We start from the raw sequence: 24,736 nt of genomic DNA on the forward strand, positions 1-24,736 counted from the left end.
AATGACCTTTGCCGCAACCCTGTGCTCGGACGCGAAACGCTCCTATCTTTCGGTCGGGAGAGGTGCTTGACCCTGCAGCGCCGCGCGTCTAACCAGACGCGCAAAGGTCGCTGTTTGAATTGCTGAGTGATGAGGAAAGCTGGCAACCCGTACTATAGCGGCCCCGTCTCGGATCATTTTGACGGCGTTCGCTTCTTCAATCCCGGCGGCAACATGCCACGCGGCTTCGCCGATCTGTTGCGCTGGCAGTTCGGCGGCGGCAGGGCGAAATGGCCGGGGCGCTACGATAGCCCCTTCCTCCAGGCCACACCCGATCTTACCGTCGACGGAGATCGTCTCCGGGTGACGATGGTCGGACACGCGACGCTGCTGATCCAGGTGGGTGGCGTGAATATCCTGACGGACCCGGTCTGGTCGCACCGCGCAAGCCCGTTCGCCCTTTTTGGCCCACACCGCCGCAATCCGCCGGGCATTCTGATGGACGACCTGCCGCCGATCGACATCGTTCTCGTCACGCACAATCACTATGACCACCTCGATCTGGATACGTTGAGCGCTCTGAACGACGAACATGCGCCGCATGTGATAACCCCGCTCGGCAACGACACGATCATCCGCCGCGCCGTCCCGGATGCGGAGATATCGGTTCTCGACTGGGGCGATCGGATCGATCTTGACGACGGCGTCGTCATCCATGCGGAGCCCTGCCATCACTGGTCAGCCCGCCGCTCCCGCGACCGGCGCATGGCGCTGTGGGCCGCCTTCGTCATCGAGACGCCAGCCGGCAAGATCTACCACGTCGGCGATACCGGTTTTCACGAGGGGATCAATTATCGCGCCGCGCGCGCCAAGCATGGCACTTTCCGCCTCGCCAACCTGCCGTTCGGCTGCTACGAACCGCGCTGGTTCATGGAGAGCCACCACCAGAATCCGGAAGAGGCGGTCATGGGCATGATCGCCTGCGGCGCCGCACACGTGGCGGGACACCATTGGGGTACGTTCCGCCTGACCGACGAGGGCATCGAGGAGCCGCTGCAAGCGCTGGAAGCGGCGCTCGAAAAGGCCGGCATCGAACAGGCCCGGTTCAGGCCGCTGCGCCCGGGGGAAGTCTTCAACGTTCCTCTCTCATCGGTGGCCCAGGAATAACGCCGGCACTGGTAATTTCCGGGCTTTTCCGCCATATACAGCGCAAATGAAGGGCGCCTCCCCGATTGGAGGCCGAGTTTGGACAATCGCGACATGGCCGACAACGTGCAATTTGCCAGGATGAACGGACTTGGAAACAAGATCCTGGTCGTCGACATGCGCGGGCGCAAGGATCGCGTGACGCCTCAGGCCGCGATCACACTCAATGCCGATCCGGCGACCGAGTTCGACCAGATCATGGCGATCCACGATCCAAAGGCGGCAGGCACCGATGCCTGGATCGACATAATCAACTGTGACGGTTCGATGGCGCAGGCCTGCGGCAATGGCACGCGCTGCGTCGTCCAGGCGCTTGCCGCCGAGACCGGCAAGAAGGCCTTCCTGTTCCACACCGTCGCCGGTCTGCTCGAAGCCAACGAGCATGACGACGGGACGATCTCCGTCGACATGGGAAGCCCACGCTTCGGATGGCACGAAATCCCGCTGGCGGAGGAATTCCACGACACGCGCCGGATCGAGCTGCAGATCGGGCCGATAGACGAGCCGGTCCTGCATTCGCCGTCCGTCGCTTCGATGGGCAATCCGCATGCGATCTTCTGGGTCGAGAACGATGTCTGGAGCTACGATCTCGGTCGTTTCGGTCCGCTCCTCGAAAACCATCCGATCTTTCCCGAACGCGCCAATATCTCGATCGCCCATGTCCGCTCTCGCAACGAGATGGACCTGAGGACCTGGGAGCGCGGCACTGGTCTTACGCTCGCCTGCGGCTCGGCCGCCTGCGCTGCCACCGTCAGTGGCGCGAGAACCGGCCGTACAGATCGGACGGTGACCGTGAACGTCCCCGGCGGACCGCTTCTGATCGAATGGCGGGAAAGCGACGATCACGTCATCATGACGGGGCCGGCCGAATGGGAATGGTCTGGCACGCTCGACCCTGCCACCGGCGTTTTTCAGCGCGACGACATAACGGCTGGCGACAACGGAGCGCGAGCGCTTTGAGCGGCGTCGAGGTCATAACCTTCGGCTGCCGCCTCAACACCTATGAATCGGAAGTGATGCGGGCGGAAGCCGAGAAGGCGGGGCTGAACAACGCCATCCTCGTCAACACCTGCGCCGTCACCGGCGAGGCCGTGCGTCAGGCGCGCCAGGCGATCCGCCGCGCGCGGCGCGACAACCCGCATGCACGCATCATCGTCACCGGCTGCGCCGCCCAGACCGAAAAGGAGACCTTCGCCGAAATGGCCGAGGTGGATGCGGTGCTCGGCAACGAGGAGAAGCTTACGAACGCCTCCTATCGCTCGCTGCCGGATTTCGGCGTCTCGGCCGAGGAAAAACTCCGCGTCAACGACATCATGAGCGTCACGGAAACCGCCCCGCAAATGGTGAAGCACATTGACGGGCATGTGCGCGCCTTCATCCAGGTGCAGAACGGCTGCGACCACCGCTGTACCTTCTGCATTATTCCCTACGGCCGCGGCAATTCGCGCTCGGTGCCGATGGGCGCGGTCGTCGATCAGGCGCGCCGGCTCATCGAAGGCGGCTACCGGGAGATCGTGCTGACCGGCGTCGATGCAACGAGTTACGGCGGCGATCTGCCCGGAACGCCGACGCTCGGGTTGCTCGCCAAGACGCTGTTGAAGCAGGTCCCGGAAGTCCTCCGTCTCCGCCTGTCATCGATCGACAGCATCGAGGCGGATCGGCATCTTCTCGACCTCATCGCCGACGAGCCGCGCTTCATGCCGCATCTGCATCTGTCGCTGCAGCACGGCGACGACCTGATCCTCAAGCGGATGAAACGACGGCACTCGAGCGCCGATGCCCGCGCCTTCTGTGACGAGGTCCGCCGCCTGCGGCCCGAGATCAGCTTCGGCGCCGACATGATCGCCGGTTTTCCGACCGAGACCGAGCCGATGTTCAACAATGCCGTCCGTCTCGCCGAGGACTGCGGCATCGCGCGTCTGCATGTCTTTCCCTATAGTCCGCGCCCCGGCACGCCGGCCGCGCGTATGCCGCAACTCGACCGCGCTCTCGTCAAGGATCGTGCCGCACGCATGCGGGCGAAGGGCACCGAGCTTCACGCCGCGCACCTCGATCGCATGATCGGTAGCGAGCAGACGATCCTCATCGAGATGAAGGGGCTGGCGCACACGGAAAACTTCACGCTCGTCGATGCGGCCGGCCTCGAGCCGCGGTCCCTTGTTGCGGTCACGATCACCGGCCACAATGGCAAGCATCTGACGATGCAGCGAAAACAGATGGCTGCGGCCTGAAATCCGGACATTCGAATGGCGATTGGTTTCATCAAGAAGATCTTCTCCTTCGGCAAAGACGCCGTCGAGGAGAAACCTGCGCCGCCGCAAGAGGCTGCGGCGGAGACTCCAGAGACGGCGGCGATACCCCCCTCTGTCCCTTCGGGAGATCTCCCCCACAAGGGGGGAGATCAGATCGCTACCGAGGCAACTGCCGAGGGTGACCGCACCACTATCGAGGAGGCAAAGGCCAGCGCGGACGATCTCTCTGGCTCTCTGTCCGCGGAAGACACGGACGCCCGGAGCGAAGGTTTCGAGGCCAGTCCGACCATCGCTGCCGACGAAAGCGTCAGGATAGAAGACGAGAGCCTCCCGCGTCCAATCTTCCCCCCTGCAGGGGAGAAGACCGGCGGGGCAGAGGCGGGTGAACCCGCCTCCGAACACGCCGAGACACTTGATGATGACAAGGGCGCGGCGGCGATACCCCCCTCTGTCCCTTCGGGACATCTTCCCCACAAGGGGGGAGAGCAGATGGCGACCGGGGCAACCGCCGAGGACGACACTGCAATCGGGGAGGCAAAGGCCGGCACAGATGATCTTGCCGTCTCGCCCGAATTGACCGCACGCGAGGCCGACACCACAGGCGATGTCGGTGCATCGCCCGACCTGCCCAAGGAAGACCCCGGCGCCACACGCGAAGGCGCCTTGGAAAACACGGACCTCGCTGCCGATGAAAACGTCACGGTGCATGAAGAGAGCGCCGCCATGCCAATCTCCCCCCTTGCGGGGGAGATGCCCGGCAGGGCAGAGGGGGGTGATGCAGCAGAGCCGCAGCTCTCAGTCGCACCCGCCCGCGATTTACCAAAAGGCTTCGCGGCCTCCGACCAGCGGCCTCGAGAGGAAGCGCCGGCGCCCCAGCCGAAGCTCTCCTGGTACCAGCGGCTGCGGCAAGGCCTCGCGCGCACCTCGTCGCAACTGACGGGCCAGATCGCCAGCCTCTTCACCAAGAGGAAGCTCGATGAGGCGACGCTGCAGGATTTGGAAGACCTGTTGATCCAGGCCGATCTCGGAGTCGAGACCGCAATGCGCATCACCGATACGCTCGCCTCCGAGCGCTACGGCAAGGATGTTACCGGCGACGACGTCTCCCGCATCATGGCCGGCGAGATCACCAAGGTGCTGGCGCCGGTCGCCAAGCCGCTGGAGCTCGATCTCAGCCACAGGCCGCATGTGATCCTTGTTGTCGGGGTCAACGGCACCGGCAAGACCACGACGATCGGCAAACTCGCTGCCAAGCTCTCCGGCGCCGGCCTGAAGGTAATGGTGGCGGCCGGCGATACCTTCCGCGCTGCTGCGATCGAACAGTTGAAGATCTGGGCCGAGCGGACGAAATCCGAGATCGTCTCCTCGAAGCTCGGCGCCGACGCGGCCGGGCTTGCCTACGACGCCTTCCAACTCGCCCGGGAAAAGAGATCCGACGTTCTGATCATCGATACCGCCGGGCGACTGCAGAACAAGGCCGAGCTGATGGCCGAGCTCGAAAAGATCGTCCGCGTTCTCGCCAAGCTTGATCCCGACGCGCCGCACACCGTGCTGCAGACGCTCGATGCGACGACCGGGCAGAACGCCCTGCAGCAGGTCGAGATTTTCCGCAACGTCGCCGGCGTCAGCGGCCTGATCATGACCAAGCTCGACGGCACGGCACGCGGCGGCATTCTGGTTGCGATCTCCGCCAAACACAAATTGCCGGTCTATTTCATCGGCGTCGGCGAAGGTATTGACGATCTCGAGCCCTTCGAGGCGAGGGATTTTGCCGAGGCGATCGCCGGCGTTGCCGCGTCCTGATACCAACAATTCTGTGCTCACCAAGCGGAACGCTTGGACGCGGAATGGCCCCGTTGATATGGTTTTGCCTCAATGCTGGTGTTATGAGCAGCCAGAAGATGAACGAACAGGATCCTGAAATGTCGACGATCGAGGCTGCCAAACCGCAGAAGGAAGTGAGCCCGCTCCTGAAACTCGTCCTGGAGCTGGGGCCCCTCATGGTGTTCTTCTTCGCCAATTCCCGTGGCGACTGGCTGGCGCACCATTTCCCTGCCCTCTCCGAACTCGGCGGACCGATCTTCATTGCCACCGGCCTCTTCATGGGGGCAACGGCAGTGGCGCTCATCGCTTCTTGGATGCTGACCCGTACCCTGCCCATGATGCCGCTCGTGTCCGGCATCGTCGTCTTCGTCTTTGGCGCGCTGACGCTCTGGCTGCAGAACGATACCTTCATCAAGATGAAGCCCACCATCGTCAACACGCTCTTCGGCGCGATCCTGCTCGGCGGCCTCCTCTTCGGCAAATCACTGCTCGGTTATGTCTTCCACGCCGCCTTCAAGTTGGACGAGGACGGCTGGCGCAAGCTGACGGTCCGCTGGGGACTGTTCTTCCTGCTTCTCGCGGTGCTGAACGAGGTCGTGTGGCGCTCCTTCTCGACGGATTTCTGGGTCGCCTTCAAAGTCTGGGGAACGATGCCGATCACCATTCTGTTCACGCTCGCCCAGATGCCGCTGATCATGAAGCATTCGCTGGAACAGGACGGCGCCGAGTGACTGTCGCAACCGGTACGGACGACACCAGGCAACGCCGTGCGACGCTCTGGCTGATCGCCTGCCTCGGCGTTCTCGCAATCCAGATCACGGCGCAGCACTTCATGGGGCGTCTCTGGATCTGCGAATGCGGCTATGCGAAGCTTTGGGAAGGCGTCGTCAAATCCAGCGGCAATTCCCAGCACATTACCGACTGGTACACGCCGTCGCACATCATACACGGCTTCCTCTTCTACGGCCTTGGCCATCTCCTGCTGCGTGGAAAGCCCTTGAGTGCGCGCCTGCTTCTCGCAACCGCCATCGAATCCACCTGGGAGATCGCCGAGAATACGCCGATGGTGATCAACCGCTATCGCTCCGCGACAATCTCGCTCGATTATTTCGGCGACAGCATTTTGAATTCCACCATGGACACGATCGCCATGGCGGCGGGCTTCCTCATCGCTTCACGGCTGCCGGTGGCGTTAACCGTCGCGATCGCAATTGCTCTCGAGCTTTTCACCAGCTGGATGGTGCGCGACAATCTGACGCTCAACGTGCTGATGCTGGTCTGGCCGCTCGATGCGGTGAAGGCTTGGCAGGCTGGGCTTTAACACAAGATCAGTCGAGGGCTCTACCGCTCACGAGCCCGCAAGCGCTTTCTCGATCGCCGGCGTCAGCCCTTCTCTGAGCGCGCGTTCATCGAACGGGCCGACGCGCTTGTAGAGGATCGTGCCGTCTGCGCCGACGAGATAGGACTCCGGAATGCCGTAGACGCCCCAGTCGATCGCCGCCTTGCCGGCCGGATCGACGCCGATCGCGGTAAACGGATTGCCGAGCTCGCCAAGAAAGCGCAGGGCATTGTCGTTGCGATCCTTGTAATTGATGCCGACGACGGTGAGGCGTGGATCCTTGGACAATTGCAGGATGATCGGATGCTCCTGCCGGCAGGGCACGCACCAGGAAGCCCAGATATTGACGAGCGTGAGCTTGCCTTTGATCGCCGCATCCGTCAGCGCCGGCACCGGCTGACCGGAAGGCGTCGCAGCGCCTTCAAGCGGCGGCAGATCGAGCTTCGGCGCTTTGGTACCGATCAGGGCCGACGGAATTTCGCTGACGTCCTTGCCGGAATTCAGTTGGCTCCAGAAGATAAGCGCCAACGCCGCGAAGATGACGAGCGGCAGCGCTGCGAGCACGAAGCGTAAAATGCCAGGCTTGCGCTCGTCCGGTTCGGGCACGTGGATGCTGCTCATTTGCCCTCTCCGCTCGATACCTCCGCCGAACGACGGCGAATGCCCGCGGCTTCGAGCGTCTTCAATTCGCGCTGGCGGGCGCGGCCGTCGCCGATGATCCAGAGCACGAGCCCCGCCACCGTCAAAGCGGCAACGGCGTAGCTGGCGATCATATAGGCGGTATGGCTCATCATGGCGTCAAAGCCTCTCTGCCGGCGTTGCGGGCGGCCTGACGCCGCAGCGATGTCACCCGACGGCGCCAGATCTCGTTGCGCATCGCAGCGATGTGCAGCGCGAAGAACAGCAATGTGAAAGCGATTGCCATGGTGAGAAGCGGCCGCAGAAACTCCGGATCGATCGTCGGCCCGTCGAGGCGCATAACGCTCGCCGGCTGATGCAGCGTGTTCCACCATTCGACCGAGAATTTGATGATCGGAATGTTGACGAAGCCGACGAGCACCAGCACCGCCGAGACGCGCGCCGAGCGGGCAGGATCGTCCATGGCGCGGTTCAGCGCAATCAGCCCGAGATACATGAGGAAGAGCACGAAGACGGAAGTGAGCCGCGCATCCCACACCCACCATGCGCCCCACATCGGCTTGCCCCAAAGCGAACCGGTGACGAGCGCGAGAAAGGTGAAGCAGGCGCCGATCGGTGCAGCCGCCTTGGCGGAAACATCGGCCAGCGGATGGCGCCAGACGAGCGTACCGAGCGCCGAGATCGCCATCACCGTGTAGCACATCATCGACAGCCAGGCCGAAGGCACATGCACATACATGATGCGCACCGTCTCGCCCTGCTGATAGTCGCCCTCGGTCGTAAAGGACAGCCACAGACCAACGGCGAAAAACAACGCGGTCAGAACTGCTAGCCAAGGCAGCACGCGATCCGCCAGCGCCAAAAACCGGGTCGGATTGGCAAGATCGCTGAATTTGTGGATGGCCAGGCTGTTTTCGTTCATAACGGCTCTTTAACGCGGAAGCACCCTTTTCGCAATTCATCCTACAGCGCCGCGCGTCTTATCAGACGAGCAAGGTCGCTGTAGCACTTTGAATTGCTGCATAATTCCTTAGATCGAATTCGATCTAAGGAATTATGCAGTGGCCAATCACGATCGCGTTAGACCGCGCCCTGTCTTTGTCTTTGTCTTTGTCTTTATGCATGTCTTCATTCCAAAACCGCTGCGCACTTTTGGGCAGAATGCATTAGTCGCCGGAATGCCTGAGGGCGGCGGCGGCCGCCACCGGTCCGATCACCGCGAAGAACAGGGTTATTGCCATCAATATCATGAAAGGCGGCAGAAAGGGGGCGGGATCTTCGATCGCTGCATAAACCGCGCTGACGCCGAAGATCAGCACGGGTATGGCGAGCGGCAGCACGAGGATCGACACGAGTAGCCCGCCGCGCGGCAAGGCCACCGCTACCGCCGCACCAACCGCTCCAATGAGAGTGATTGCAGGCGTTCCGGCAAGAAGAGTGAGCATAGTGGCGCCGATGGCGAGTTCGCTCATGTTCATGAAGAGCCCGAGCAGCGGCGAAGCGATCACCAGCGGCAAACCGGTCGCCGCCCAATGGGCGGCGCATTTGACGAAGACCGTCAAGAGCAGCGGCGTTTCCTGCATCAGCAGAAGATCGAGCGAGCCATCCTCTCGCTCCGCCTGAAAAAGGCGGTCGAGGCCGAGGAGCGAGGCGAGCAGCGCACCGACCCAGAGGATTGCCGGTCCGATGCGCGCGAGCAGGTTGAGGTCGGGCCCGACCCCGAACGGCACGACTGCGACGACCGTCATGAAGAAGAGCACGCCGAGCAGCGCTCCGCCGCCGGCGCGCACCGAAAGCTTCAGGTCTTGGAAGAAGAGGGCCATCAATGCGCAAACCCTTTCATCTGCAGGGCTTGCGTTCGTTCGAGGCGCAAAGGCTGGTGCGTCGCGGCGACGACGATGCCGCCGCGATGGAGATGTGTGATAACCAGTCCGCTAAAGAGCCTGTCCGCCCCCGCGTCCAGCGCGGCGGTCGGCTCGTCGAGGAGCCAGATGGGCCGGTAGGCGACGAGAAGCTTCGCCATCGCCATTCGTCGCTGCTGCCCGGCCGAAAGATAGCCGAAGGGAAGATGGGCAATGTCGGAAAGGCCGACGGCCGCCGCCGCCGCGGCCACGTCGACGCCGGAACCGCCAGGCGAATCACCCATGAAACGCTGCCAAAAGGAAAGATTTTCCTCGACCGTCAGCTCACGCTTCATCGCGTTGCGGTGTCCGAGATAGTGGCTGAGCTCGTACGGATGCTCGAATTCCGAAGGCCCGCCTTCGAGCCGCAGTCTGCCCGATTCCGCCTGCAGGAGGCCGGCAAGAACGCGCAGCAAAGTCGACTTGCCGGAGCCGTTCGGACCCGTGACGATAAGCGCTTCCCCCGCCGCAAGCGCAAAGGAAATATCGTTAAAAATCAGGTCTTCGCCGCGCCGCGCACTCAAACCTTCAGCCAGCAGGCGCATGAAACTTCAGCTTCCCTTCACGCTCGTTGCCGCAGAGCAAAAAAAGTTCAGATTGGACCTTGGTTGGTCTGGCACGATTTGGAGAAATTATCTATAACGCGCCCAACACGCCAGCGGTCGGCGTGAATTTCATCCAAGCGCCGAACATGGAATGATATTTCCACGTACGGACAGCGGAAATGGCCGCACCCGCATCCCATTTCGCGCTTCATAGCGCTCGGGCGTTCGTACGTCAGTTTTTGGCGATCAGACGGAACGGGGTATTATCCAAGTGTCCAAATCCCTAGACAGCTTCAATTGTCGCTCCACGCTCACCGTCAACGGTGTGGACTATGTCTATTACAGCCTGCCGAAGGCGGAGGCGAACGGCCTGGCCGGCATCTCGAAGCTTCCCTATTCGATGAAAGTGCTGCTGGAAAACCTGCTGCGCAATGAGGATGGCCGCTCCGTTACCAAGAAGGACATCGAGAACGTCGCCGCCTGGCTGAACGACAAGGGCACTGCGGAAAACGAAATCGCCTACCGTCCCGCCCGCGTCCTGATGCAGGACTTCACCGGCGTTCCGGCGGTCGTCGATCTCGCGGCTATGCGTGACGCCATGGTGTCGCTCGGCGGCGATCCGGAAAAGATCAATCCGCTGGTTCCGGTCGACCTCGTCATCGACCATTCGGTGATCGTCGACGAGTTCGGCACGCCGACGGCCTTCGCGCGCAACGTCGAACTCGAATATCAGCGCAACGGCGAACGCTACCGCTTCCTGAAATGGGGTCAGCAGGCGTTCAAGAACTTCCGCGTCGTGCCGCCCGGCACCGGCATCTGTCATCAGGTCAATCTCGAATACCTCGGCCAGGCCGTCTGGACCCGTGAAGAGGACGGCGAAATCACCGCCTATCCGGACACCTGCGTCGGCACCGACAGCCACACGACGATGATCAACGGCCTCGGCGTGCTCGGCTGGGGTGTCGGCGGTATCGAAGCCGAAGCGGCCATGCTCGGCCAGCCGGTCTCGATGCTGCTGCCGGAAGTCATCGGCTTCAAGCTCACCGGCAAGCTCAAGGAAGGTGTCACCGCGACCGATCTGGTGCTCACCGTCGTGCAGATGCTGCGCAAGAAGGGCGTGGTCTCGAAGTTCGTCGAATTCTTTGGCCCCGGTCTCGATAACATGACGCTCGCCGACCGCGCGACCATCGGCAACATGGGCCCGGAATACGGCGCGACCTGCGGCTTCTTCCCGGTCGATGCCGAGACGATCAACTATCTCACGATATCCGGCCGCGAAGAGCAGCGCATCGCGCTGGTCGAAGCCTATTCAAGAGCGCAGGGCATGTGGCGCCAAGGCGACGGCTCGGATCTCGTCTTCAGCGACACGCTGGAGCTCGATCTCGGCGACGTCGTGCCGTCGATGGCCGGACCGAAGCGTCCGGAAGGCCGTATCGCGCTCGAAAATATCGCCTCCGGCTTCGCCGTGGCACTCGAAAACGACTATAAGAGGCCCGGCCAGCTTGCGAACCGCTACCCCGTCGAAGGCACCGATTTCGACCTCGGCCACGGTGACGTCGCGATCGCCGCGATCACCTCCTGCACCAACACCTCGAACCCCTCGGTGCTGATCGCGGCAGGCCTGCTTGCCCGCAACGCCGTCGCCAAGGGGCTGAAGACCAAGCCCTGGGTCAAGACCTCGCTGGCGCCCGGATCGCAGGTCGTCGCCGAATACCTGGCGAAATCCGGCCTGCAGACCGATCTCGACAAGCTCGGCTTCAACCTGGTCGGCTTCGGCTGCACCACCTGCATCGGCAATTCCGGCCCGCTGCCGGGCCCGATCTCCAAGGCGATCAACGATAAGGGCCTTATCGTCGGCGGCGTTCTTTCCGGCAACCGCAACTTCGAGGGCCGCATCTCGCCGGACGTCCAGGCGAACTACCTCGCCTCGCCGCCGCTCGTCGTCGCTTACGCGCTCGCCGGCTCGGTCCAGAAGGATCTGACCAAGGAGCCGATCGGCGAAGACCAGGACGGCAAGCCGGTCTACCTCAAGGACATCTGGCCGACCGCGCAGGAAATCCAGGATTTCATCTTCAAATACGTGACCCGCGAGCTCTACGCGACGAAATATGCGGATGTGTTCAAGGGCGACGCCAACTGGCAGGCGGTCCAGGTTCCGGCCGGCCAGACCTATACCTGGGACGAGGCGTCGACCTATGTCCAGAACCCGCCCTACTTCGTCGGCATGGGCAAGAAAGGCTCGGGCATTTCCGACATCAAGGGCGCCCGCGTTCTCGGCCTCTTCGGCGACAAGATCACCACCGACCACATTTCTCCGGCCGGCTCGATCAAGGCTGCATCGCCGGCGGGCTCGTATCTGCTCGACCATGGCGTCTCCGTTGCCGACTTCAACCAGTACGGCACGCGCCGCGGCAACCATGAAGTGATGATGCGCGGCACGTTCGCCAACATCCGCATTCGCAACCACATGCTTGGCCCGAACGGCAAGGAAGGCGGCTACACGATCCACTATCCCTCCAAGGAGGAGATGTCGATCTATGATGCCGCCATGAAGTACAAGGAAGAGGGCATTCCGCTCGTCATCTTTGCCGGCGTCGAATACGGCAACGGTTCCTCCCGGGACTGGGCGGCGAAGGGCACGAACCTGTTGGGTGTGAAGGCCGTAATCGCACAGTCCTTCGAGCGCATCCACCGTTCGAACCTGGTCGGTATGGGGGTGGTTCCCTTCGTCTTCGAAGAGGGCATGACCTGGGCCACCCTCGGGCTCAAGGGCGATGAACTCGTGACGATCGAAAACCTTGCCAACGTCCAGCCGCGCGAAAAGCGCATTGCCAGGATCACCTACGGCGACGGCTCGGTGAAGGAAGTGCCGCTCATCTGCCGCATCGATACGCTGGACGAGGTTACCTACGTCAACAACGGCGGCATCCTGCAGACGGTTCTGCGCGACCTCGCAGCCTGAGCAGACGAATAGCTTGATCATGAAAGCCGGGGCATCTGCCGATGCCCCCGGCTTTTTTCGTACAGCGCCGTGCGATGAAGGAACCATGCAGCAGGCTGCCGCTGCACCGTTGCTTCACTTTTCCCCAGCGTCCCGAACGGGTCACTCCAACGTGACTTTCCGTTGAAGCTTGGCCGTCGTATGTAGTGTGCTCCCCCACAGGAGGCCGCCCGGCCCAATGAATATAAAGTGACGCCATGACATCTGCCTGCAATCCGACGATCCGGCGCATCGCCCTGACACTAGGGATTTTCAGCGCCATCTGCGGTGCGGCTGCGGCGGACGACGGCAAGACGATCAAGGGCGTCGTCGAACTCTTCACCAGCCAGGGCTGCTCATCCTGCCCGCCGGCGGACGCGGCACTGAAGAAGCTGGTCGATGAGGGCGACGTCGTGGCGCTCGCTTATCACGTCGATTACTGGAACTATCTCGGCTGGGCGGACACGCTCGCCTCCAAGGAGAATACCGAACGGCAATATGCCTATGCCCGCATGCTGGGTCGCAACGGTGTCTACACGCCCCAGGCTATACTGAACGGGCGCGACCATATGAACGGGGCCGACTTGCCGGCGATCAAGAGCCGACTGGAAATGATGAGGGCCGGCGGCAAAGGGCTTGCCGTGCCGGTCGACGCGACGATCGGCGGCGATGAGATCTCCATCAAGATCGGCGCCGGCGAAGGCAAGGCGAATGTGGTTGTCGTCTATTTCGATCGGGCCAAGGTGGTCGATGTCGAGAAGGGCGAAAACAGCGGCAAGCAGATCGCCTATTGGCATGCGGTGCGCGACATACAGACGATCGGCATGTGGGACGGCAAGCCCGCAGAATTTACGCTGCCTGCCTCGGTGCTGATCGAGGGCAACGGCAACAGCGGCTGCGCCGTCCTGCTGCAATCGATGAAGGATGCGGAAACGCCGGGCGCGATCGTCGGCGCCGCGACTGTTCTCGCTGGCCCGCAGGGGAAGCTCTGAAGGGGCAAGGCATCGGGCGAAGCGGCTTTCCGGCCGCATCGCCACATCTCGCCGTGATGTTTCGCGGCGGGGGATGGTTCGGCCCGGCAGCATCGAGGGGCTGGGGCTGAGGGTTCGAAGTTACCGGACCGAACCGGCCATGACTGCGTTCGTGAACCTCCCGCAGCATGACGACCTGTCCGGACATACGGTGGCAACGACTCTGTCCGGCAGCGGTCGGAGTGTTGCGGTGAAATGGGGCGGCGATTTGACTGAATTGCGGCAAGGGCAAGAATTGCCCCCACTGTTCAACAGCTTCCGGCTTGCTTTTCAGTCTGTGTCAGGCACACTGTCATGGTCCTGTCACATCAGAAGGCCGGAATGCCGATGACCGATCAACCGGATTTGCCGCGAGGCGAAACGCGTCACCAGGGCCAGACCACTTCGCAAGTGGTCGTCGATTTTCACGAATACAAACAAGCTAAAAATCCTCCTCCCGTCACATTCCATCGCCGTGAGCTGGACCAGATTCTACGGGTCTATGGCCGCATGGTCGGCGAAGGTGAATGGCGCGACTATGCGATCGACCACCTGAGGGACCGCGCCGTCTTCTCGGTATTCAAGCGCTCGGGAGAGGTACCCCTCTATCGGATAGAAAAGAACCCCAAGTTCGCGGCGAAGCAGGGTGCCTATAGCGTGCTCAACGCCCACGGCACGATATTGAAACGCGGCCACGAACTCGCCCAAGTGCTCAAGGTGCTCGATAAGGTGCTGAAACTCGTCGAGACCTGATGCGAGAATTGGAACAAATTGGAGCGGGATGGTTTCTCGCTCGATTGCGTGGTTCTCGCACCGGTGCCGACCCTTTGTGCATCTAAAAAGCACCTCGAGTGGCGCGTAGTTTTTTCGTAGATCGATTCCGACCTACGGCGCCCATACGCTTTTCAGCACAAAGATCGCTCTACACTTTGAATTGCCGCAGCGAAAAGCGCGGGCGAAGATCAACTCCGGTAAAGCGTATCCGGATAGAGACCTTCCGTGGGGGCCGTGGCCATTCCCTCGCCAAGTGGCAGTTGCATGATGACGGTATCGAGCCAGCGGCCGTGCTTGAAACCGGTCGCCTTCATCAGCCCCTGCTGTTCGAAGCCGAGAGCGCTGTGCACGGCAATGGAGGAGGATTGCGCACCGCCGATCACCGCCACCATCTGACGGAAGCCGAGCGCGGTGCAGCGCTTGACGAGCTCGGTGAGCAGAGCCTTCCCCGCGCCCTTTCCGCGCGCCTCCGGCGCGAGATAGATCGAGTCCTCGACCAGGAACCGATAGGCCGCGCGGGTGCGAAATGCGGAGGCATAAGCATAGCCGATTACCGCTGCGGTATCGTCCATGGCAACGATGTAGGGATAGCCACTGCCTGTGATGGTCGAGAAGCGCAGGGCCATCTCGGCCTCGGACGGAGGCACAATCTCGTAGGTAGCGACACCGTTTAAGACGGATTCGCGATAGATCTCGGTAATGGCGGGAAGATCGGCGGCGACAGCGTCGCGAAGGGTAATCGTCATGGAGTTCTTCGTCGTTTCGATTGCCTACAGCGCCGTGTGTCCTTTCAGACGACAGGGGATCGCTGCAGTAGGCAATCGCACGAAGCGGCTGAACCGATCAAGTTCCATAGCAACAAAAAAGGCGGCCAAGGCCGCCTTTTTCGTCAATTCCGTTCGTACTACTCGTTCTTGTTGCCAAGGAACTGCAGCAGGAACATGAACAGGTTGATGAAGTCAAGATAGAGCGTCAGCGCGCCCATGATAGCCTTGCGCCCGGCAACCGCGACGTCATCGGCTTCGAAGTACATTTCCTTGATCTTTTGGGTGTCGTAGGCGGTCAGGCCGGCAAAGATCAGCACGCCGATCACCGAGATGGCGAAGCCGAGCGCCGAAGAGGCAAGGAAGATGTTGACGATGGACGCGATGATCAGGCCGAAGAGGCCCATGATCAGGAACGTGCCGAAGCCCGACAGATCCTTCTTCGTCGTGTAGCCGTAGAGCGACAGGGCGCCAAATGAGGCGGCCGTCACGAAGAACGTCTGCACGATGCTCTGACCGGTGAAGACCAGGAAGATCGAGGAGAGCGAAAGGCCCATCAGCGCTGCGTAAATCCAGAACGTCGTCTGTGCGGCGGAAACGCTCATGGAGTTGATGCGGAAGCTCATGAAGAAAACCAACGCCAGCGGCGCCAGCATCACGACCCACCTCAGCGGTGAGGCATAGATAAGCTGGGCGAAAGCCTCGTTGGAGGCTGCGAGCGCAAAGGTTCCGTAAGCTGCCACACCGGTGATCGCCAGCCCGAGAGCCATCAGGTTGTAGACCTTCAGCATGTAAGCGCGAAGGCCTTCATCGATCACGGCACCCGCCTGAGCGCCGGCGGGCGACATTCGGGTTTGGTAGTTTCTCAGATCAGCCATTGTTTCCTCATTTAAGCCCCGGTTGAAGTGACGGTGTCGGGCGGTAAGTGTCTGTCCTTAAAGCGCCCAGGCGCCGCTGCGGGGCTCCAGCATGCCTGTGCACAAATATGATGTCGAAAGCTGTCACGCACAAGACCCAAGCCGCCGGAATCGAGCAAAGCCAAGGTTTCAGGCATCAAAGAAGGGTGATTAACGGTTAAATCGCGGCGCTCACAGCTCGCGCAGCACCGGTGCGGCTTTCTGCCCGAGAATTCGCCAGGTTCCAGCAAGGCCGATGCCGACTGTCATGACGAGCGCAACGACGATCGTTGCGACCGCCACATCGGGCAGGAAACTGGACGGCAGCGTCATCACGCGGCTGACGACGAACCAGGCCGATGCCGCTCCGGCGAACAGCGCAAACACAGCGGTCGCAAAGCCCAGGATGATATATTCATAGCTGAAGGCGCGGATCAGCGTTGCCCGGGTGGCACCAAGCGTTTTCAGCACCACCGCATCGTGAATACGCGCGCGATTGCCGGCGGCAAGCGCGCCGGCCAGCACGAGCACGGAGGCAATGAGAGCGACGGCGGCGGCAGCGCGGATAGCCGTTGCCAGCTGTCCGAGAAGCGTGTTGACGATATCGAGCGCATCCTTCACGCGGACGCTCGTGATCGTCGGATAGGTATTGGTGACGGCCTTCAGCACGGCCGCTTCTTCCGCCGCCGTTGCGCCGGAATCGATGATGGTCGCCAGCCACGCGTGCGGCGCGCCGGCGAAGGTATTCGGCGAGAACACCATCACGAAATTGATCGACAGCGATTCCCATTCGACATTGCGGAAATTGGCGATCCGGGCAGTAATATTGCGTCCGAGCACATTTACCGTGACGGTGTCGCCGAGCTTGAGCCCGAGCTCGGCCGCCTCTTCCGCGGAGAAGGAGACGAGCGGCTCTCCACTGTAATCCCCCGGCCACCAGGCTCCTTCGGTGAGCGTCGAGCCCTCTGGGCTGTTCCTCGCATAGGTAATGCCGCGGTCTCCGCGCAGCACCCATTGACCGCCGGGCGGAACGTTGCGGCTGTTCACGTCTTCGCCGTTGAGCGCGATGATCCGGCCGCGCAGCATCGGCACTTCGACGACCTTGCCCTTCGGCATCGCTCGACCGAGCAATGACCGAAAACCGTCGATCTCGCTACCCTGGATGTCGACGAAGAAAAAGTTGGGCGCACGCTCCGCCATATTGCCGGAGAGTTCGCGCCGGAGATTGCCGTCGATGAGCGCCAGCGTCACGAGAAGCGCGAGGCCGAGGCCGAGTGACAGAACGACCGACGGCGTCAGTGCGCCTGGCCGATGAATATTGCCGATCGCCAGCCTCAAAGCGGGCGAGTTCACGCGCGGGCTGCGCCGCGCGAGCCATGATATCAGGAGCGACACCCCGCGCAGCATAATAAAGGCAAAGGCGACTGCGCCGAGAAAGATCAGCGAAATCGAACGGTCGTAGGCCGTCCAGACGGCAAGCCCAGCGAGTGCCGCGAGGCAGATCAGAGCGCCAGTCAGATAGGGCCAGGCGGGAAAGCCGGTCGGCTCAAATCCCTGCTGCCGGAAAAGCGCGGTGGCCGGCACCCGGCGCGCGCGGCCGAGCGGCAGAACCGCGAAGGCGAGCGCCGTCAACAAGCCGAACAGCGCCGCAAGACCGAGCGCCGAAGGATAGAGCCGGAACGATGTCGGGAGCGGCAGCACGTCGGCGAGAAACTGGGCGGCGACGAAGGGGATCAGCGCGCCGAGCACGAGACCGAATGCAATGCCGATCAGCGCGATCATCAGGATCTGCGCAAGATAGATCGTGGCGACCAGGGATGCCGGAGCGCCCAGGCACTTGAATGTCGCGATCACGCTGCGCTTGCCGTCCAGATAAGCCCGTACCGCGTTGGCGACACCGACGCCGCCGACGATCAGAGCGGTCAGGCCGACGAGGGTCAGGAATTGGGAGAAACGGGTGATGTTCGCCGTCAGCGACGGGGCGGCATTGCCACTTGTCCGGATCGACCAGCCGGCGGCCGGAAAGCGAGCCTCCGCAACGGCACGAACGGACGCGACCTGTGCAGGGTCTGCCAGCTTCACCTTGTAAGTGTGCTCGACAAGACTGCCGGTCTGCACCAGCCCGGAGGCGGAAAGCGCTTCGGCAGATATCATCAGCCGCGGAGCAAAGCCGAATCCGTCGGAAAGGGCGTCCGGCTCGCGGACGACCGTGGCATTGATCCTGATCCGTGCATTGCCGAGCAGGATTTCGCCTCCCGGAGCAATGCCGAGGCGCTCCAGGAGCAGAGGTGCTGCGGCGGCGCCGAAGACCTCACCCTGCTTCGATAATAGTTCGGCAAGCGGCTTTGCCGGTTCGCTTTCGAGAATGCCGTATAACGGGTAGGTGCGATCGACGGCCTTCAACTCCACTAAGGCCTGATTCGACCCGTCGGGAAGCCGCGCCATGGAACGCAGGCCCGATGAAACCGCAACGCTGCCCAGGCTGTCGAGGAAAGCGCGTTCGTCGCCCGTTGCCACGCGATTGTTGAGTTCAAAGCGAATGTCGCCGGCGAGAAGCTCCTGGCCCTGCGAAGCGATGGTCGCGCTGATCGATTGCGACAACGAATTGACGCCGGCGATGGCGGCCGTGCCGAGCGCTATGCAGGCGAGAAAAATATAGAAGCCCCGAAGCCCACCGCGCATTTCGCGCAGGGCGAGGCGGAGGGCGAGGAACAGGCGAAGGCGGTTGACGGCGCTTGCCTCGCTCATGCCGATGCTGCCCCCTGGCGAATCGAGGCGGACAGCGGCTCGGCTTCACCGCCCGAGACGATTTCGCCGGAACGCATCCGCACCTGTCGCGCGCAGCGGCCGGCGAGCGCAGCGTCATGTGTCACGAGGATCAGCGTCGTGCCGCGCTCGCGCTGCTCGGCAAAGAGCAAGTCGGCGATCTGCCGGCCGGTTTCGGCGTCCAGATTACCCGTCGGCTCGTCGGCGATCAGCAGCTTCGGCGAAGGCGCGAGCGCCCGAGCGATCGCCACGCGCTGCTGCTCACCGCCGGAAAGCTGCCCGGGATAGTGCGTCAGGCGCTCTCCGAGCCCGACCGCGACAAGCTCCCGGCGGGCGATATCGAAGGCGTTGCGGACGTTTGCGAGCTCCAACGGCACCGCGACGTTCTCGAGCGCGGTCATATTCGGGATGAGGTGAAAGGACTGGAAGACGATGCCGACATTGCGCCCGCGAAAATCGGCGAGCTTGTCCTCGCTCAAGCGGTGCAGGGATGTGCCGTCGATGACGATCTCGCCGCCGTCGAGTTGTTCGAGCCCGGCCAGGACCATCAGCAGTGTCGACTTTCCCGATCCGGAAGGACCGACGATGCCGACGGACTCGCCGGCGTCGATCGTAAGACTGACGCCCTTCAGCACATGTACCGAGGCCGCGGCCTCGCCGAGGGTCAAGTCCGCATTTTTCAGCTCGATGATGGTTCTTGCCACGCGAAATAGCCCTATATGAAATTTAATATGATGACGAGATCATTACCCGCCGGGATTTAGGAACGAGCTTATGGCATTAAAAGATTTTCTGCCCTTTTTCTTAAGCATCGCAATGACAATTGCGTTATCTGCGGTTGCCCGTGCGGAAAACGTGAGTGTCGTCGCCTTTGGCGACAGCCTGATGGCCGGTTACCAGCTCCCCCCGGAAGATGCCTTTCCGACCCGTCTGGAAAAGGCTCTGAAAGAAAAAGGGCTCGATGTCACCATCGCCAACGCCGGCGTTTCCGGCGACACGACCTCCGGCGGCCTTGCCCGCATCGACTGGTCGGTGCCGGACGGCACCAAAGGCGTAATCCTTGAACTCGGCGCCAATGACGCGCTGCGCGGCATTCCGCCCGAAGAGACGCGGAAGAACCTGGAAGCGATGATTTCTCGGCTGAAGGAACGCGGCATCGCCGTGCTGCTTGCAGGAATGATGGCGCCGCCGAATATGGGCTCGGATTATGCGGCGCGCTTCAATCCTATTTATCCCGAACTCGCTCGGGAACATAAGCTGGAGTTGTACCCTTTCTTCCTGGACGGCGTCGTGACCGAGGCGGGCTTGAAGCTCGACGACGGCATGCACCCGAACAGCGATGGCATCGGCACGATGGTCGAACGTTTTCTTCCGACCGCCGAGCGTTTCATCAACTCTCTTGCGAAAGGAGAGTGACCAAGCATCCACAGTTAAGAGAAAGTTAATACCTGAGCACATTAAATAATGGTTGCGTGCAGACTCGATGCGTGATTCGCTTGAGACATCTGCAAGAGATTCGGGGAGCTCGCCATGCCGAGACTATTCACCGCCCTCGAAATTCCGCGCAATGCAGCAATGAGTCTTTCGCTGCTGCGCGGAGGTCTTCCCGGAGCTCGATGGATCGATGTGGAGAACTACCACATCACCCTTCGCTTCATCGGCGACGTGGACTGGCGCACCGCAGACGAAATCATCGACAGGCTCGATCGCATCGAGCGGCCGGAATTCCAGCTGCAGCTGGCCGGCACTGGCGCCTTCGGTTCGAAAAAGCCACACTCGGTCTGGGCCGGTGTGAGCAACAATCCGGAAATGTACGCGCTTCAGGCGGAAATCGAGCGCATCTGCCAGCGCCTCGGGCTGGCGCCGGACCCGCGCAAGTTCACGCCGCACGTCACGCTCGCGAGATTGCGCTCCTCGCGCGTCGAGGATGTCGTCGAATATCTGTCCGGGCGCGGCAATTTCGTCACCTCGCCTTTCACGGTTTCTCGCTTCGTTCTTCTGTCATCGCGCGATTCCGTCGGGGGCGGCCCCTATCTGACGGAAGAGGTTTTCCCGCTTCACGAAGCACGTTCGAGCTTTGCAAGCAACGACGAGCATCCGGCCTCCAGCATCTGGTAAAGCGCTTCGAAGGCGTCCGCAGTCTCGTAGTAAGGATCCGGAACGTCGTTGTGGCGCCCAGCGGCGTAATGCATAAAAAGGTGCACCTTTTCTGCTGCCGTTGATGGAGCCAGGGCGAGCAGGTCGCGGACGTTGGCGCTGTCCATGCCGAGAATCAGGTCGAAAGCCGCAAAATCCGCGGCGCCGATCTTTCGCCCGCGCAAGCCGGCTATGTCGATCCTGTGAGCTCTCGCCACCGCAATCGAGCGCCGATCGGGCGGATCGCCGATATGCCATGCACCGGTGCCGGCGGAATCGACCACGATTGCCGATGAGTGGCCGGCCCGACTTGCGAGATCGCGCATTAGGCCTTCCGCCAGCGGCGAGCGGCAGATATTGCCGAGACAAACAAAGAGAATTCTGACCGGTTTCATGCTAACCATTGAAAGTGACGCGGCCTGACGGGCGTCATTAGGCGATGCCATCGTTAAACACAAAGACGAAGGGAGGAAACAGCATGAGGCCTGAAAAGCTGGATGCCGCGGCGATCGCCGAACATCTGCACAAGATGGAAGGCTGGGTGCTTGCCGAGGACGGCGCCTCTATCTGGAAGGCGTTTCGCTTCAAAAATTTTGCCGAGGCCTTCAGCTTCATGACGCAATGCGCGCTTGCCGCCGAGAAACTCGACCATCATCCGGAATGGTTCAATGTCTACAACAAAGTGGACGTTACGCTTTCGACCCATGACGCGAACGGGTTGACCGAGCTCGATTTCAAACTGGCGGCGAAGATGGATCATGCGGCCGCCGGTCGGATGCCCGATCATTTGAAATAGCCCCTGCGCTTCCCATATCAGACTGCGGTGTCAAACCGGAACGGACGCGATGGACGATATCAAGATCGGTGAAATTCTCTTACCCGGCGAAGAGTCGGAACAGGAGCGCCGGGAGCGTAAGGTGCGCCGCCGTTTCTGGCCGACCTTTCGCCGCGCGGCTCGCCAAGTCCCGTTCAGCCGCGACCTCGTGGCCGCCTACTATTGCGCCGTCGATCCGAAGACGCCGACGCGCACGCGGGGCATATTGTTGGCCGCGCTCGCCTACTTCGTCCTGCCGCTCGATTTCGTGCCCGACATGCTGGCGGTCGTCGGCTTCTCCGATGACATCGCCGTGCTGACCGCGGCCTTCGCCGCAATCAGCGGTCAGATCAAGGAAGCCCACTATCGGAAGGCCGACGAGGCCCTGCACGACAAGCCGGATGAGTGAACGCGCGATCGACGTAGCGGCACGATACGCCCGTGTAAGCGAAGGTCGCCGCATTCCTGCTGCAAAGACAAACTCTTGCCCGATTCTTTGTGACATAGATTCCGGAAACGCGACGGCTGCATGCGAGAAGGCCGCAGAACGGCCCGTCGCGAGAGATTTGAGACAGGATTCCACGGCCCTCTACCACCGACCGTTGACTGACCGGCGCATCCGCAGGCAGAAGAACCCAGGCCGAAGGGATGGCTAGGTTCGATGCTCGGGTATGCAGTGGCCCGTTTTGGGCGGAAACGAAGCGGACTTTCGGTATCGTTGACGGTTTAGTAACCTGAATTAAGTCAAAATAAATCAAATCGTGACTATGCGTTGCCCGTCTGACCCGGGCGATCGTGAGCAAGAAAAGCGGCAGGAACTCATGTTTGTAAGAAAGATCGCAACTGCAATCGCCCTCGTACTGGCAACAGCCGGCGTTGCTTCCGCTCAATCCCCGACGCGAATCCAGCAGTTCAATGCCTGGGGCGCCTATTCCTATCAAGCGGGCGGCAGCAAGGTCTGCTACGTCCTGTCCGTGCCGAAGGAAAGGAGCCCGGCCAGCGTCGACCATGGCGACATCTTCTTCCTCGTCTCGCAGCGCCCCGGCCAAAATATCAGCTACGAGCCGCAGGCGATGATGGGCTACCCGCTGCAGGACAATTCGAAGGTCAATGTCGTCATCGACGGCCGAACCTTCGTCATGTTCACCAAGGGCAACTCCGCCTGGGTTGAAAACGCCGCGGAAGAGCCGGCGCTGGTCGCCGCGATGAAATCGGGCAAGGCCATGTCGGTCAACGCAAAGTCGCGCAAGGGAACGACAACCTCGTATTCCTATTCGCTCTCGGGCATATCCGCCGCGCTGAAGCAGATCGAGGCTTGCAGGTAAGCGCCGCAAGGAAACCGTTATTGCAAAAAGGCCGGCCGGTGGACCGGCCTTTTTGCATTCCGGTACCGGCGTCATGGTGACTCGCGAGCGAAAGAATGCTAAAGCGCCGGCAAATTCAGAGCCCCGCGCCCCGTCGAGCGCGCCCAAAGGCTCGCCAGATTCATTCGAGCATTGGGACGTGATCCGGAATCCTTCTCCGGACGAACCTTCGCTATACGACAGGACAACACAGGCATGGCAGCCACTGAAATTTTGACCCGGGTGGACATCGTTAAGACACCGCAGATACGCGCCGTGCCACAGGCGGAGAAGCCGTCGCTGATCGGTCTACTGCGCGAAGAGATGGCAAACCTCCTTGTCGCGAAGGGCATCCCTGAGCGACAGGCCAAGATGCGTGTGAGCCAGCTATGGCACTGGCTCTATGTTCGCGGTGTCTCCGATTTCGATCAGATGTCGAACGTTTCCAAGGACATGCGCGAAATGCTCAAGGAGCATTTCACCATCGCCCGGCCGGAAATCGTCGAGGAACAGGTCTCCAACGACGGCACCCGCAAGTGGCTGCTGCGCTTTCCGCCGCGCGGTGCCGGACGGCCGGTCGAGATCGAAACCGTCTACATTCCCGAGGAAGGCCGCGGCACGCTTTGCATTTCGAGCCAGGTCGGCTGCACCCTCACCTGCTCCTTTTGTCACACCGGCACCCAGAAACTCGTGCGGAATCTCACGGCGGAAGAAATTCTCGCGCAGCTTCTGCTCGCCCGCGACCGCCTCGGCGACTTCCCCGAGCGCGACACGCCGCAGGGTGCGATCGTGCCGGCGGAAGGCCGCAAGATCACCAATATCGTCATGATGGGCATGGGCGAGCCGCTCTACAATTTCGAGAACGTCAAGACCGCGCTGCTGATTGCCTCCGACGGCGACGGCCTTTCGCTCTCGAAGCGCCGGATCACGCTTTCGACCTCCGGCATCGTGCCGGAGATCTACCGCACCGGCGACGAAATCGGCGTGATGCTGGCGATCTCGCTGCATGCGGTGCGTGACGACCTGCGCGACATGCTGGTGCCGATCAACAAGAAGTATCCGCTGAAACAGTTGATGGAAGCCTGCCGGGCCTATCCGGGCCTGTCGAACGCGCGCCGCATTACCTTCGAATACGTGATGCTGAAAGACGTCAACGACGGCCTGGAAGACGCCAAGGAGTTGGTGAAGCTGCTCAAGGGCATTCCGGCCAAGATCAACCTGATCCCGTTCAATCCCTGGCCAGGTACCAACTACCAGTGCTCGGACTGGGAGCAGATCGAGAAATTCGCCGATTTCATCAACCAGGCCGGCTACGCCTCGCCGATCCGCACGCCGCGCGGCCGCGACATTCTTGCCGCCTGCGGCCAGCTCAAATCGGAATCGGAGCGTATGCGCAAGGTCGATCGCCTCGCTTTCGAGGCAATGATGATCGCCAACCACGGCGAGGATTAGAGCGGGATGAGGAAAAGTGTGAAGCGGTTTTCCGCCCGCATCCCAGCTCCTAGATCTTAGAATCACTCACGATGACTGGATGCTTTGATCCAAAGTCATCATGATTGATGAAGAAA

At 61.6% G+C, this 24,736-nt stretch carries 25 protein-coding genes; 15 read left to right on the plus strand and 10 right to left on the minus strand.

Features of this window, described 5'->3' with window-relative positions; all coding sequences use genetic code 11:
- The first annotated feature begins 129 nt into the window (after positions 1 to 129).
- The 6 genes from PYH37_RS28480 (at position 130) to PYH37_RS28505 (ending at position 6,582) form a co-directional block, all read left to right on the plus strand.
- Positions 130 to 1,146: an MBL fold metallo-hydrolase gene (locus PYH37_RS28480; protein WP_280736001.1), complete on the plus strand. Its 1,017-nt coding sequence runs from the start codon at positions 130 to 132 to the stop codon at positions 1,144 to 1,146.
- A 93-nt stretch (positions 1,147 to 1,239) separates the two neighbouring features.
- The gene (gene dapF, locus PYH37_RS28485; protein WP_280736002.1) at positions 1,240 to 2,145 is read left to right on the plus strand and encodes a diaminopimelate epimerase; all 906 of its coding nucleotides are present in this window, start codon (positions 1,240 to 1,242) and stop codon (positions 2,143 to 2,145) included.
- On the plus strand, positions 2,142 to 3,416 hold the full coding sequence (mtaB, locus tag PYH37_RS28490) for a tRNA (N(6)-L-threonylcarbamoyladenosine(37)-C(2))-methylthiotransferase MtaB (RefSeq protein ID WP_280734839.1): 1,275 nt from the start codon (positions 2,142 to 2,144) through the stop codon (positions 3,414 to 3,416). The genes dapF and mtaB overlap by 4 nt, the downstream gene beginning before the upstream one ends.
- Before the next feature lie 213 nt (positions 3,417 to 3,629).
- On the plus strand, positions 3,630 to 5,240 hold the full coding sequence (ftsY, locus tag PYH37_RS28495) for a signal recognition particle-docking protein FtsY (protein WP_425336146.1): 1,611 nt from the start codon (positions 3,630 to 3,632) through the stop codon (positions 5,238 to 5,240).
- Between the two features lie 119 nt (positions 5,241 to 5,359).
- The gene (locus PYH37_RS28500; RefSeq protein WP_280736003.1) at positions 5,360 to 5,992 is read left to right on the plus strand and encodes a septation protein A; all 633 of its coding nucleotides are present in this window, start codon (positions 5,360 to 5,362) and stop codon (positions 5,990 to 5,992) included.
- Positions 5,989 to 6,582: a DUF2585 domain-containing protein gene (locus PYH37_RS28505; RefSeq protein WP_280734841.1), complete on the plus strand. Its 594-nt coding sequence runs from the start codon at positions 5,989 to 5,991 to the stop codon at positions 6,580 to 6,582. Before PYH37_RS28500 ends, PYH37_RS28505 begins: the two co-directional genes overlap by 4 nt.
- A gap of 27 nt (positions 6,583 to 6,609) precedes the next feature.
- Here the strand turns inward: PYH37_RS28505 and PYH37_RS28510 are convergent, their stop codons facing one another.
- The 5 genes from PYH37_RS28510 to ccmA all read right to left on the minus strand — a co-directional run bounded on the left by PYH37_RS28510 (position 6,610) and on the right by ccmA (position 9,685).
- The gene (locus PYH37_RS28510) at positions 6,610 to 7,221 is read right to left on the minus strand and encodes a DsbE family thiol:disulfide interchange protein (RefSeq protein WP_280734842.1); all 612 of its coding nucleotides are present in this window, start codon (positions 7,219 to 7,221) and stop codon (positions 6,610 to 6,612) included.
- Complete coding sequence (ccmD, locus tag PYH37_RS28515; RefSeq protein ID WP_280734843.1) at positions 7,218 to 7,394, minus strand: heme exporter protein CcmD; 177 nt, start codon at positions 7,392 to 7,394, stop codon at positions 7,218 to 7,220. Before ccmD ends, PYH37_RS28510 begins: the two co-directional genes overlap by 4 nt.
- Positions 7,391 to 8,161, minus strand: a complete 771-nt coding sequence (locus PYH37_RS28520; protein WP_280734844.1) for a heme ABC transporter permease — start codon at positions 8,159 to 8,161, stop codon at positions 7,391 to 7,393. The genes ccmD and PYH37_RS28520 overlap by 4 nt, the downstream gene beginning before the upstream one ends.
- A gap of 244 nt (positions 8,162 to 8,405) precedes the next feature.
- A complete protein-coding gene (ccmB, locus tag PYH37_RS28525) occupies positions 8,406 to 9,065 on the minus strand; it encodes a heme exporter protein CcmB (protein WP_280734845.1) in 660 nt (219 codons plus the stop codon).
- Positions 9,062 to 9,685 carry a heme ABC exporter ATP-binding protein CcmA gene (gene ccmA, locus PYH37_RS28530; protein WP_280734846.1) on the minus strand — a complete coding sequence of 208 codons (624 nt, stop codon included), beginning with the start codon at positions 9,683 to 9,685 and terminating at the stop codon, positions 9,062 to 9,064. The genes ccmB and ccmA overlap by 4 nt, the downstream gene beginning before the upstream one ends.
- A 271-nt stretch (positions 9,686 to 9,956) precedes the next feature.
- On the opposite strand from ccmA, the gene acnA reads away from it, so the two are divergent.
- The 3 genes from acnA to PYH37_RS28545 all read left to right on the plus strand — a co-directional run bounded on the left by acnA (position 9,957) and on the right by PYH37_RS28545 (position 14,428).
- A complete protein-coding gene (gene acnA, locus PYH37_RS28535) occupies positions 9,957 to 12,647 on the plus strand; it encodes an aconitate hydratase AcnA (protein WP_280734847.1) in 2,691 nt (896 codons plus the stop codon).
- 236 nt (positions 12,648 to 12,883) lie between these two features.
- Positions 12,884 to 13,657: a DUF1223 domain-containing protein gene (locus tag PYH37_RS28540; protein WP_280734848.1), complete on the plus strand. Its 774-nt coding sequence runs from the start codon at positions 12,884 to 12,886 to the stop codon at positions 13,655 to 13,657.
- Positions 13,658 to 14,017: 360 nt separating this feature from the next.
- Positions 14,018 to 14,428, plus strand: a complete 411-nt coding sequence (locus PYH37_RS28545; RefSeq protein WP_280734849.1) for a DUF2794 domain-containing protein — start codon at positions 14,018 to 14,020, stop codon at positions 14,426 to 14,428.
- A 209-nt stretch (positions 14,429 to 14,637) separates the two neighbouring features.
- On the opposite strand, the gene PYH37_RS28550 is transcribed toward PYH37_RS28545, so the two are convergent.
- The 4 genes from PYH37_RS28550 to PYH37_RS28565 all read right to left on the minus strand — a co-directional run bounded on the left by PYH37_RS28550 (position 14,638) and on the right by PYH37_RS28565 (position 19,579).
- Positions 14,638 to 15,195, minus strand: coding sequence for a GNAT family N-acetyltransferase (locus PYH37_RS28550; protein ID WP_280734851.1), 558 nt, complete (start codon positions 15,193 to 15,195; stop codon positions 14,638 to 14,640).
- Positions 15,196 to 15,353: 158 nt separating this feature from the next.
- Positions 15,354 to 16,091 carry a Bax inhibitor-1/YccA family protein gene (locus PYH37_RS28555; RefSeq protein WP_280734852.1) on the minus strand — a complete coding sequence of 246 codons (738 nt, stop codon included), beginning with the start codon at positions 16,089 to 16,091 and terminating at the stop codon, positions 15,354 to 15,356.
- Positions 16,092 to 16,301: 210 nt separating this feature from the next.
- Complete coding sequence (locus PYH37_RS28560) at positions 16,302 to 18,857, minus strand: ABC transporter permease (protein ID WP_280734853.1); 2,556 nt, start codon at positions 18,855 to 18,857, stop codon at positions 16,302 to 16,304.
- Positions 18,854 to 19,579, minus strand: a complete 726-nt coding sequence (locus tag PYH37_RS28565) for an ABC transporter ATP-binding protein (RefSeq protein WP_280734854.1) — start codon at positions 19,577 to 19,579, stop codon at positions 18,854 to 18,856. Before PYH37_RS28565 ends, PYH37_RS28560 begins: the two co-directional genes overlap by 4 nt.
- A 70-nt stretch (positions 19,580 to 19,649) precedes the next feature.
- Between PYH37_RS28565 and PYH37_RS28570 the strand changes: the two genes are divergently transcribed.
- A complete protein-coding gene (locus tag PYH37_RS28570; RefSeq protein WP_280734855.1) occupies positions 19,650 to 20,291 on the plus strand; it encodes an arylesterase in 642 nt (213 codons plus the stop codon).
- A gap of 114 nt (positions 20,292 to 20,405) precedes the next feature.
- The gene (gene thpR / locus PYH37_RS28575; RefSeq protein ID WP_280734856.1) at positions 20,406 to 20,993 is read left to right on the plus strand and encodes an RNA 2',3'-cyclic phosphodiesterase; all 588 of its coding nucleotides are present in this window, start codon (positions 20,406 to 20,408) and stop codon (positions 20,991 to 20,993) included.
- Here the strand turns inward: thpR and PYH37_RS28580 are convergent.
- A complete protein-coding gene (locus PYH37_RS28580; RefSeq protein ID WP_280734857.1) occupies positions 20,933 to 21,406 on the minus strand; it encodes a low molecular weight protein-tyrosine-phosphatase in 474 nt (157 codons plus the stop codon). The genes thpR and PYH37_RS28580 overlap by 61 nt on opposite strands.
- A gap of 83 nt (positions 21,407 to 21,489) precedes the next feature.
- On the opposite strand from PYH37_RS28580, the gene PYH37_RS28585 reads away from it, so the two are divergent.
- The 4 genes from PYH37_RS28585 (at position 21,490) to rlmN (ending at position 24,620) form a co-directional block, all read left to right on the plus strand.
- Positions 21,490 to 21,807: a 4a-hydroxytetrahydrobiopterin dehydratase gene (locus PYH37_RS28585; RefSeq protein WP_280734858.1), complete on the plus strand. Its 318-nt coding sequence runs from the start codon at positions 21,490 to 21,492 to the stop codon at positions 21,805 to 21,807.
- A 49-nt stretch (positions 21,808 to 21,856) separates the two neighbouring features.
- Positions 21,857 to 22,234 carry a YkvA family protein gene (locus PYH37_RS28590; RefSeq protein WP_280734859.1) on the plus strand — a complete coding sequence of 126 codons (378 nt, stop codon included), beginning with the start codon at positions 21,857 to 21,859 and terminating at the stop codon, positions 22,232 to 22,234.
- 412 nt (positions 22,235 to 22,646) lie between these two features.
- Positions 22,647 to 23,150 carry an invasion associated locus B family protein gene (locus tag PYH37_RS28595; RefSeq protein ID WP_280734860.1) on the plus strand — a complete coding sequence of 168 codons (504 nt, stop codon included), beginning with the start codon at positions 22,647 to 22,649 and terminating at the stop codon, positions 23,148 to 23,150.
- Positions 23,151 to 23,384: 234 nt separating this feature from the next.
- Positions 23,385 to 24,620, plus strand: a complete 1,236-nt coding sequence (gene rlmN, locus PYH37_RS28600; protein ID WP_280734861.1) for a dual-specificity RNA methyltransferase RlmN — start codon at positions 23,385 to 23,387, stop codon at positions 24,618 to 24,620.
- Positions 24,621 to 24,736 lie beyond the last annotated feature (116 nt).

It is taken from the genome of Sinorhizobium numidicum, assembly GCF_029892045.1.
In the GTDB taxonomy this organism is placed as follows: domain Bacteria; phylum Pseudomonadota; class Alphaproteobacteria; order Rhizobiales; family Rhizobiaceae; genus Sinorhizobium; species Sinorhizobium numidicum.